Annotated in this window: 7 protein-coding genes; 6 read left to right on the top strand and 1 reads right to left on the bottom strand. The window is 64.4% G+C overall.

Going from position 1 to position 10584, the window contains the following annotated elements; genetic code table 11:
* Window positions 1–126 precede the first annotated feature (126 nt).
* The 6 genes from GXY33_18970 to GXY33_18945 all read left to right on the top strand — a co-directional run bounded on the left by GXY33_18970 (window position 127) and on the right by GXY33_18945 (window position 9071).
* Window positions 127–528, top strand: a complete 402-nt coding sequence (locus GXY33_18970) for a hypothetical protein (GenBank protein NLX07225.1) — start codon at window positions 127–129, stop codon at window positions 526–528.
* Window positions 529–573: 45 nt separating this feature from the next.
* Window positions 574–1434, top strand: a complete 861-nt coding sequence (locus GXY33_18965) for a hypothetical protein (GenBank protein NLX07224.1) — start codon at window positions 574–576, stop codon at window positions 1432–1434.
* 57 nt (window positions 1435–1491) lie between these two features.
* The gene (locus tag GXY33_18960) at window positions 1492–4413 is read left to right on the top strand and encodes a CHASE2 domain-containing protein (protein NLX07223.1); all 2922 of its coding nucleotides are present in this window, start codon (window positions 1492–1494) and stop codon (window positions 4411–4413) included.
* 149 nt (window positions 4414–4562) lie between these two features.
* Window positions 4563–5678 carry a GntR family transcriptional regulator gene (locus tag GXY33_18955; protein NLX07222.1) on the top strand — a complete coding sequence of 372 codons (1116 nt, stop codon included), beginning with the start codon at window positions 4563–4565 and terminating at the stop codon, window positions 5676–5678.
* Between the two features lie 17 nt (window positions 5679–5695).
* The gene (locus tag GXY33_18950) at window positions 5696–6391 is read left to right on the top strand and encodes a prepilin-type N-terminal cleavage/methylation domain-containing protein (protein ID NLX07221.1); all 696 of its coding nucleotides are present in this window, start codon (window positions 5696–5698) and stop codon (window positions 6389–6391) included.
* Window positions 6392–6407: 16 nt separating this feature from the next.
* A complete protein-coding gene (locus tag GXY33_18945; GenBank protein ID NLX07220.1) occupies window positions 6408–9071 on the top strand; it encodes a hypothetical protein in 2664 nt (887 codons plus the stop codon).
* An 18-nt stretch (window positions 9072–9089) separates the two neighbouring features.
* Here GXY33_18945 and GXY33_18940 read toward each other — a convergent pair whose 3' ends face one another.
* A complete protein-coding gene (locus tag GXY33_18940) occupies window positions 9090–10562 on the bottom strand; it encodes a hypothetical protein (GenBank protein ID NLX07219.1) in 1473 nt (490 codons plus the stop codon).
* Window positions 10563–10584 lie beyond the last annotated feature (22 nt).

The following is a 10584-nucleotide window of genomic DNA, read 5'->3' as shown; positions in this document are numbered from 1 at the left end:
GAATCGCCGAAATAAGGAAATCCCCTGATGGAACTTGCAGCCGCGTTCCGCCGCGATATAATGACCGTTGATGTAAGTAATGGTAGAGCACCGGTTTAAGCCAAACGCGGTCCCAGGAGCTTTCCAATGCACTCCAGGCACATGATCACCGCCGCCGGCATCTTCGTCGGGGGCCTCTTCGCGGGCATCCTCATGACCGGACCTCACGGCGACCTCGCCCTCGCCCAGCCGATGCGAGCCGGCAGCGCCGGAGGCGTGATGGCATTCACCGGCCAGATCGACCGCGACGAGTACGGCATCATCATGGTCGACGCCGACGCCGGCACCCTCTGGATCTATCACCTCAAACGCCCGGGCAACCAGCTCAAACTCCTCGCCGCCCGGAGCTGGATGTACGACCGCTATCTCGAAGAATACAACTGCGCCCCCCCGGTCCCCAGCGAAGTGGCACAACTCGTTGTCGGGCAGGAAGAGCCGCCGCCGGACGTGAAAAAATTGGAAAATCCACCCACCGAACCACTAAAATAACAATAGAGGAAGCACGGTGAGCTTTTTCCGCGATGGGAGGTCATGATGGCCGTTGACTACTACACACTTCAGCAGACCCTCAACAAGCTGGCCTTGACTCAGGATCAGCTCAGCCACCTGGTCCGCGAAGGCCGTCTGCGCGAATTCCGCGTCGAAGGCGAACAGAGATACAAGGTTGCTGAGGTGGACGACCTGGCCGCGGAACTGAACCCCTCCGTGGGCACCACCGGCGACGGGGCCAGCGAATCGGCGATCGAACTGCTGCCGGTCGACTCGACCGACGGCGGTTCCGACGTGATCACCCTCGATGAGTCCGGCGAGCATACCCCGACGCAGGATGCCCCCAAGAACGAGGACACCGTCATCACGCCGGCCGGCGTCAACGTCTTCGACGAGGACGAACTGGCGGGCCTGGACGCCGACCCGATGGCCAAGACGCAGATCGCCCCGTCGGTCTCCGAGGAACTCTCCATCGAAGGCGGCGGCAGCAGCGGTTCGGGCCTCCTCGATCTGAGCCGCGAGAGCGACGACACCTCACTGGGCGGCGTGCTCGACGAGATCTACTCGGGCGAAGAGACAATGCCCGACTCCAGGGTTCCCGCCACTGCGGAAGCCGCCGAGGCGGCCGGCTTCGAGGAGGTCGAGGAACCGGTTCCCGCCGCCGCTCCGGCGCCGCGCGTCGTGGCGGCCACCGCAGCCGATCCGATGGCCGGCCTGTTTTCCGGCTTTCTGGTCGCCTCACTGATCCTGCTGGGTTTCGCCGGTTTCGTCGCCGCCAGCCTGACCGCGGGCGTCCTGCCGGGCATCCTGCAGACCATCGCCTCGAACATTCTCTACCCGGTGCTGGGCGCGGTGTTGGTTACCGTAATCAGTGTGGTCGTCGGGTTCTTCATCGGCCGGCGATGACCGGGTTCTGACCTTCGCCCCGCAGCGGAACGCGGGTGGCGGCGAGAGTAGCACTCCGTGCGGAGCACAAGAGCAGTCTGGACAACCCTGGCCACGATCGGCATGGGTCTGATCGGAACCCTGCTGGTGGCGATCGCCCTTCAGGTCGGCTCCCTCGACCGCATCGAAGCCGTTGCCGTCGACTTGCGCCACAAGCTCATCCCCACCGTCTCGGACAGCGGCGAACTGTGCCTGATCGCGGTGGACGACAACTCGCTGGCCGCCGTGCAGCAGTGGCCCTGGCCGCGGTCCTACGTGGCCGGCATCATCGAACTGGTGGCCGAACTGGGAGGCCGACAGCTTCTGATCGATTTCACCTACACGCGGCCGCAGGTCCGCCAGGGCCGCGACTCCGAATCCGTCAACGCCGAAGACGCCATGCTGGCCCAAGCCCTGCACACTCAGGGAGGAGCAGTCTTGGCGTTCTACTTCGGCGCGGGGGCTGCGTTTCCCCAAGCCGTCGAGGCGATCAAGTCCGAGATGGACCTGACGCCGCGGGAACTGGCCGCCCGGTCAAGCTTGCCCCTCGAACAGGTTCGGGCGAACTTCGCCACGATCCGGCGGATGGCCGCCCGCGGCCTCGCCGTCGAAACCCTCCAGGCCGATCCCGCTCTGACGCTGGACCAACTCCTCCAGAAACTCCTCGTCGACCAGTGGCTGCGCCAGACGGACTGGCGGCGAGAACTGGAAGACGCCTACCATTACGCCCGGGCCTACCTGACGATCCGTGCCAAGTCCGGCCTGACCCTCTCCGGCGATATCCTGTCCCCCGCCGTTTACCGCCCCAGCGACCACTCGCCCATGCAGGTGCCGGTGGCGGCGCTGGCCTCGGCCGCCCGCGACGCCGGCTTCGTCGACTACTCGACCCAGACCGACCTCGACGGCAAGCTCCGCAAGCTCTCGCTCCTGTCGGTCCACGACAACGTGATCTACCGCCAACTCGCTCTGGCCACCGTCAGCCAGCACCTCGGCCTGCCTCTGCACCTGGGCGAGGATCGGATCCAGTTGGGTCCAGCCGAGGACGGCGGACCGGTCAGGACCATCCCGCTCGGGTCCGACGGCCGGCTGATCGTCAACTGGTACTATCGCCAGACCGGCCGCTGGCTCAAGTGGCCCGACCGCTGGCAGCACAGCTTCGACAACCAGATCCCCGCCGCCAAGCTCCTCGACGTCGCGTTTAACCGCGATGCCCTCGACCAGAACCGGTTTCTCCTGGACTCCGCCGCCGACCTGAGCGTCCAGCAGTTCCTGCCCACCCAGTACGAACGCTACGGCAAGCTCAAGCAGCGAAGGCAGTGGCTCCAGGATAGCTGCCCGATCGACGCCCGCGCCGATACCCAGCCGGCAACCCACCCGGCAACCCAGCCGGCAACCGCCGCCGCCACGCAGCCGACACTGTCGCTGGCCGACGACATTCGCCTCGAACTGGCACGCACGCAGGACGAGATCGCCCAGATCGAAAAACGGGCCGCCGAAACGCTGGAAATGAGCTACGAAGACCTCGCCTCCCTCGCTCCGAACGAGATGAGCGAGGAAGAGCAGCACGTGATCAATCTCTACCGCTGCGTCTTCGAGCCCGAGACGGTTCGCCGCATCAACGCCGACATCGAGGCCTCGATCGAATCCGCCCTGGCCGAGCTTCGCCCCAGAATCGAAGACAAAATCGTCCTGTTCGGCTATACCGCCACCACCCTCGCCGATACCGTCGCCACGCCCGTCTTCGACGAGCATCCATGTCCCGGCGTGATCGTCCTGGCCAACATCATCAACCAGGTGCTGGAAGACTCCTACCTCTACGAGAGCGACCGCAACACGAACCTGCTGGTGGTTCTGGCGATGGGCATGGTGGTCACCATCCTGACCGCTTCCCAGCGCTCGGCCGGCCAGGGCCTGCTCTGGATGCTGATCCTCCTGGCCGCCTACGCCGCCGTCAGCTTTGTCCTGGTCTTCGGCCGATGGCACATCATCAGCAACGTCACCGGACCCATGGCCGCCATGTTCATCAGTTGGTCGCTGGTCACCCTCTACTACCAGGTGACCGAAGGCCGCACCAAGCGACTGTTCGCCTCGCGGCTCGGACAGTACACCAATACGACGCTGGTCAGACGCATCGTGGCCGAACCGCGATCGCTGACTCTCCCCCCGCAGCAGCAGGAGGTCACCTGCTTCTTCAGCGACCTGGCGGGCTTCACGCACCTGAGCGAGCCCATGGCCCCGCAGGAAGTCGTCAACCTCCTGAACATCTACCTCGAGCACATGAGCGAGGTGCTTGATCAGCAGGAGGCTTTCATCAACAAGTTCCAGGGCGACGGCATCTTCGCCTTCTTCAACCCGCCGCTGAACCCCCAGCCGGACCACGCGAGACGGGCTTGCCTGGCCGCCATCGAGTGCCAGAAATACCTGCCGCACGTCGAGGAGCACCTGCGCACCATCGGCTTCGACCTGCCCGGATCGATGAAGATGCGGATCGGGATCAGCAGCGGCCCGGCGGTCATCGGCGACTGCGGCTCGGCCCGGAAGTTCGACTACACCTGCCTCGGCGACACCGTCAACCTCGCCTCGCGACTCGAAACCGCCAACAAGTTCTTCGGCACGCTGACCATGATCTCGCAGGAGACCCACAGCCGGATGGGCGAGGGACTGCCGGCGCGCCTGCTGGGCAAGATCCGCGTCGTCGGCCGTGAAAAACCGGTCGTCGTCTACGAACTGATCCACTGGGCCGACCAGGCCGACCCGCGGGAACTCAGCGCCTTCATTGAAGGCTTCGGGCGCATGATCCACCACTACTGGCAGGCCGAGTTCTCCCAGGCCTCCGCCCTCGCCGACCAGCTTCGCCAAACCCCGCTCGGCCAGAAAGACCAGCCACTCCGCATCTACCGCGAACTCCTGACCACCCCCGAACTCCATCGCGCGGGCGTGATCGAACTCGAGACCAAATAGTCTCGACCTTCCAGATTCCTCTTGACGGCTGCCGCCGCCGTGCGGTATACTGAAAGGGAAACAGGGATACAGTCGATAGCAACGTGCTATCGTACAGCTACTTACATGCTTACTATCTGTTGCACTGTAGTACTATAGGGACCTGCGAAATGGTCGAGGTGGTAACCGGCAATCGCTTGCCTCTGTACCGGCAGGTGGCTCGAACGCTCCAGCAGCGGGTCCGCACCGGCCAGTACCGGACCGGCCAGCCGCTGCCTTCGGTCCGGACGCTCAGCCGCGAGTTGGGGGTCAGTCCCAAGGTCGTCCAGCGGGCAACCCGCGAGTTGGCCGACCTCGGCGTCGTCGTGGCCCACCACGGCCGCGACGTCCGGGTCATCGACGACGAAAACTGCCGCCGGACCGCCATCACCTTCGGGTTCATCCAGCCGTACACCGTCTCCCTCTCCTTCCACATGAGCGTGATGGAGTGGATCGACAAGGCATTCGCCAACCGGTCCAATTTCGCCGTGGTCCGCAGTTCCGAAGACGACCCGATCCGCGAACGCGAAGTGGCTGAGCACTTTCTGGCCAACGGGATCAGGGGCCTGGTGGTCTGGCCGATCGACGACGACCCCAACGGCCAGTTCTTCGCCGACCTGGCCCGCCGCGTGCCGGTGGTTCTGATCGACCGCCTCCTGCGCGGAGCCGAGTTGCCCGCGGTCGTCCAGGATTTCCACGCCACCGGAACTGATATCGGCCGGCATCTGCTCGACGAGTCCGGCCACAAGCGTTTGCTCGTCCTGATCGACGACCTGCGGATCAGCGCCTACGAGGAGATCACGCGGGGCATCCGCGACGCCTCAATTGAACTCAAGAGAGAAACCGACGTGACGGTGGTGCAACTGCCCATCTCGCGGATGGGCCATCGATTCACGCATCGCGATTTCTCCGATGTGGACGTCTACGCACCCCACGTGGAGCGTCTGCTGGCTGAAGGCGGCTACGACGCCGTCTTCTGCACTCAGGGCACGTTCCTCGACTACGTCGTGGTGGAAACCGGACTGGCCCAGAAGTTCCCCAACGTGGCGATCAGCACGCTGTCGATCGGGCAACGGCACACCGGCAGCCGCGGCTTCACGCGCCACGTGCGGCGGTTCTGGGACTCCGATTACGAACAGATGATATCGTTGGCCTCCGACCTGGTCCAACGCTGGGTCCTGACTGGACAAATGCCCAAAGGCGTGGTCCGGCTGACCTCACAGCGGGTGGAATATCCGGCCCCTTAGGAGCCAGGAGATAGACCATGAAATCAAATCGGCCATCGATGGGTTTCACTCTGATTGAGCTGCTGGTGGTGGTCGCCATCATCGCGGTGCTGGTCGCCATCCTCCTGCCGGCGCTGAGTGAGGCACGAGCGCGGGCGCTGGAGGCCTCCTGCCTGAGCAACCTCCGCCAGTGGGGCATCGGACTGCTGACCTACGCCAACGATCACAACAACCGCCTGATCCGCACCAACGCCTGGGTCGTCGAGGGGTGGCACAGTTGGGAATGGAGGATGGCGTACTACAGGTACATTCCCGACGACCGGCACGTCAACACCTGCCCCGCCGAGCCGTACGACCCGCTCCTGAACGCCGTGACGTACGGGCCCAACTGCTATATGTGGGGCGCGTGTCCCGGTGGCGAACCCGGCATCGATTGTGTTTATGGCATCCTCAACGACGTCAAGACCGAACCGGTGAATTCGGTCGCCATGGCGGAACGCCGGCACGTCTACGACTCGGGAAGAGCCGACGGAGCCTACCATCACTCCCCGATCGACGACTACGATGTGGCCCTCCTTCACAGGTTTTCCGGAACCTTCCTCTTCCTCGACGGTCACGCCAGTTGGATGGCCAGAACCGGTTCGTTCACGAATGCCGCCTGGGAGAGGTTTCCCGACCCGGAAGGCTATGAGCTATTCCGCAAACACTGGACCGTGGGCGTCGACCCTCTCTAGCCGCAGGAGTACTCACATGCATCGACTGTTTGGCGCGTTCTTTGTACTGTCCCTGGCCGCGCCCTGCGTCTGGGCCGATAATCCCTCAACCTTCGAGTTGCCGATCTACGATGCAACACCCGAGCCCGGCAAGCCTTTGGGCTGGTCGGCCGAAGTGTCTCGCCTCCACGAGGATATGCGGAACCTCGAGCCCGGCGTACCCCAGCCGGTCAAGGTGACACAAGCCGATCCGGGCCCAGGGCCTCAGGCGTTTCTGATTGTTCCCGAACAGCCGGGAACGTACCTGGCCATCATTACCGTCCGTGTCGACGGCTGGCGAATGGTGGACCGACGAACGCCCCGGATCGTCGTTCTGCCGGATGCGCCGATCGAGCCGCTGACCCTTCGCTGCCCCATCCGCAACGGGCGAGGCCCGTACAGCACGGGCGAAACCACGATCTTCCGTCGCGGTCCGCACACGCTGGTGGTCCGCTTGACCACGGATCGATTGGCCAACGTCTTTGCCGGTCAGCAGCCGCTGAAGTACACCGTGGAGATTCAAGCGGACTTGGATCAACCCGCAACGGTTCAGGCCTCACTCATTGACTGGCAGGCAAATGAGCGCAAATTGGAGACGTGGCAGGCTGCGCCAAAAGCCGATGCTCCCGTCCGCAGGGAACTGACCGCCTCCGTCGATGCGCCGGGCTTCTATCGCCTCAAGGTCGCCGTCGACGGCTGGGGCGAGGCGACTCTCGACGGCGGACTGCTGGCCGCGCCGCCGGAAAACAACGACCGGCTCGGCGTCAACGTCACCTGGTCCGACCGCTACACGCACGATCCGGAGCAGATTGAAGGCGCCGCCGAATTGCTCGCCCTCCAGGGCGTCCGATGGCTGCGCACCGAGTACGAATGGCGAACCGCCGAGTGGACGCGCGGAACCTACAACTGGGAGTGGTTCGACTTTTACCGACAGGTCTGCTCGAAGCACGGCATGTCCATGCTGCCGGCGATCTACCGGGTTCCTCAATGGGCCAGCGTCCAGCCCGACAAACCCGAATACATGCACTGCATCATGAAGAAGGAGTACTTCGAGGACTACTACCGCTACATCGAGGCCCTGGCCCGCCGCTATCGCGACTGGATCAAGGTCTACTCGATCTGGAATGAAATCGACTCGTCGTGGTTCATGGGCGGCACAGCCGACGACTACTTCACGTTGCTCAAGGAAAGCTATCCGCGGATCAAGGCCATCGACCCGCAGCTCCAGACCACCTCCAGCGGCTTCGCCTACACCGGCCCGGGCACCGGGGGCGACTTCGGCCGGCGCGTCTTCGAACTCGGCGGCGCCAAGTACTTCGACATCTTCGACGTGCACTACGTGAACCGCACCAAGGTCGACTCGTTCAAGAAGGATCTGAAAGCCACAACGGAGGCGGAAAAGCCCGTCTGGGTCACCGAGCAATCCGGCCATCGCATCGCCGACCGCACGCTGACCGCCGCCGCCCAGCAGGCCATCGGCCGAACCACCGGCCTGATCGAGGCCCTCGCCGCCAACCCGGAAAAGGTCTTCCTCTGGGGCGATATCGACCAGCACCCCAACCTCTGCCTCTGGGGCAACGTAACGGCTGAGGACCGCACCGTCCGCCCCGCCTACTTCGCCTTCGCCAACCTCATCCGCATGCTCGCCGACCGACGCTGCGCCAAAGTCTACAGCGAAACGCCCGAACTCGTCGCCTACCGGTTCGAAAAGCCCAACGCCGCCGGCCCGCACGTGCTGGTCCTCTGGAGCGGATCGGACACCAGCGCGACGATCGACGGCGTCAGCGAGACCGCCGAGCTGATCGACCTGATGGGCAAGTCGTCGCGCCTCGCGACCACGCATAACCGACTCGTCCTGCCCGTCACGCAGGCGCCGCTCTATCTGCTGTCCGAAACGGCGCCGGCCCAGGTGCGCCCGGCGGCAACATTCACGACCCGCGAGCTCACAGCCGCGCCTGAGGCCAGTGTTGAATTCGCCCTGGTCGTCCAGAATCCATCTTCCGAAAACAGCTCGGCTGATGTGACGCTCGAACTGCCCGATGGCTGGACCGCCTCGCCCGACCGCCATCAAATCGCCCTCGCCGCAGGCGCCGAGCAAACCTGCGTGTTCCGAGTTCAACTGCCCGCCAGCGCCCCGGTCGGCCAGTCCATCCCCGTGGCCGGCCAGGTGACCGGACTGACGGACAACCCGATCAAAGCCTCAGCCGTCGTGCGCGTGACCACGCCCGAAGGCGTCATGCTCATCGAGGCTGAGAGTTCCCCGCGCAGCCAGGGCCAATGTCCCGGCTCGCCCATGTTCATCGCCGCCAGCGGCAACGCCAGCGGTGACGCCGTCGTCGCCATGTTCTGGGGCGACGGCTGGATGGAGTACGACGTCCCCTTCGCCCAAGCCGGACGCTACCGCCTCGCCGTCCGAGCCTACGGCCGCCTCTCCGGCCACTCCGACGAAGTCCCCGGCGAATTGCGCCTGGTCACCACCCTCAACGATCAACCCATCGGCCACTTCGACTACCGCACCGAATCGGAAACCAAGTACCTCGACTTCACCGTCGACTCCCCCGGCCTCAAAACCATCAAACTCCACTTCCCCAAAGACACCGGCGACCTCTTCGTCGATTTCCTGACCCTCCAACGAGTCGGCGAAGGCAAGCCGCCCCAGTAGCAGCGCAAGCTTCCGCCGTTACACGTGCAACTCGTGCTCGCCCGCGGGAAGCGTCGCCTTGTGCTCAATGAACCGTCCCAGCAGCGAGACGGCGACGTTGATCTCATCCGATGCCCTGACCACAACCTTCGTCCGCCCGCTTGACGGGTCGGGACCGTCGCACACCAGCGAGACGGTCCGCCCGTTGAACCGCACATGCTCGATCCCGTGGCGTCCCGGCGTGCCGATCACCCACCGGACCACGTTGTCCGCCGCCTCAAACTCAAACCCCAGCACGTGCTCAATCAGCATGGCGATCGGACCCAGCCCCGTCCACCCGACAAAACAAGGCCGGCACAACACGCCGTACCCGTTCGTCGCCGGACGCGTGTACTCCGGCGAATAACATTCCCAGATACTGGCAAATGTCTCCTCGCCCATGACCGCGGTCATCGCCTCAAGGTGCCGCACCGCGATCTGCCGCGCCACCTCGTGTTTGCCGTGCCGCTTCAGCCCGGCGGCGACCATGTAATTCGTCGGAGCCCAGACGCCGCCGAGCCAATACCCGCCCAGCGGGTCGTAATTCGGGTCGTCCGCCGACAACGTCGGCAACGGGTGAGGCCGCCAGAACTCGCGAGGGTCCAGCAGATGCTCGATCAGCCGTCCCACCCGATCCTCCCTCGCCACGCCCGCCACGATCGGCCAGAACGCCGCCAGCGTCTTGTGATTCACGAAGTTATGCCGCGATGTCGCTCGCTCCCGTCCGAACAGGTCGAAGTAGATCCCCGCCCGCTCGCACCAGTGCCTTTCCTCGATCAGAGCTGCCAGTTCACTGTGCTCTCGCTCGAATCGTTCAGCCGTCTCAAATTGCCCGAGATGCCTCGCCATCTTCCCCAGATGCGCCGCAGCCAACGCCTGCTGCGCCGCCAGATCGATGAAGCACACGTCGCTTCCGCGCAGATCCTGGGCCAGGTAGCCGCTCCGCGGCGAATTGTCCATGCCGCTCGATCCCGAGTCTTCGAACCAGTACAGCCCGCTGCACCGCCGCCGGTTCGCCTTCACCCAGTCAAAGAAACGAACCAGCCGCGGCAACGCCTGCTCGAATCGCGAATCGTCTCCCGTCGCCCGGTAATACTCCCACTCCACCCACGCCATCAACGGCGGGTTGATCCGCTCGCCGAAGGCGGGCTGCTCATTGCCCAGGTCGTACGCCATGCTCATGAACCCGTCCGACCGCTGCAGCCGGTACAGATTGTCCAGATTGTTCATCCCCGGAAGCTGCCCGTTCGAATACCGCGCGAACAGCGTCATGAAGCACGAATCCCACTGCCACAGACGCATCATGCCGGGCATGCACGTCAGCTGCGGCTTCCAACCGGGCCTGGCCACGTACTCGACGTTCGCAAAACCCATCTGCCACGCGGCGTTGTACAGCTCGACCCACTCCGGATGCCGATCGCAGACGACCCTCGGCAACTTCTCCACCTCGTATTCAACCTTCTCCGTCGGCATGTAAAGTCCTCGCCGTTGTCCC

The organism is Phycisphaerae bacterium (genome assembly GCA_012729815.1).
Classification (GTDB): Bacteria; Planctomycetota; Phycisphaerae; order JAAYCJ01; family JAAYCJ01; genus JAAYCJ01.
The sequence above is the reverse complement of the archived record's forward strand: the minus strand, read 5'-3'. Positions and strand labels throughout refer to the sequence as shown.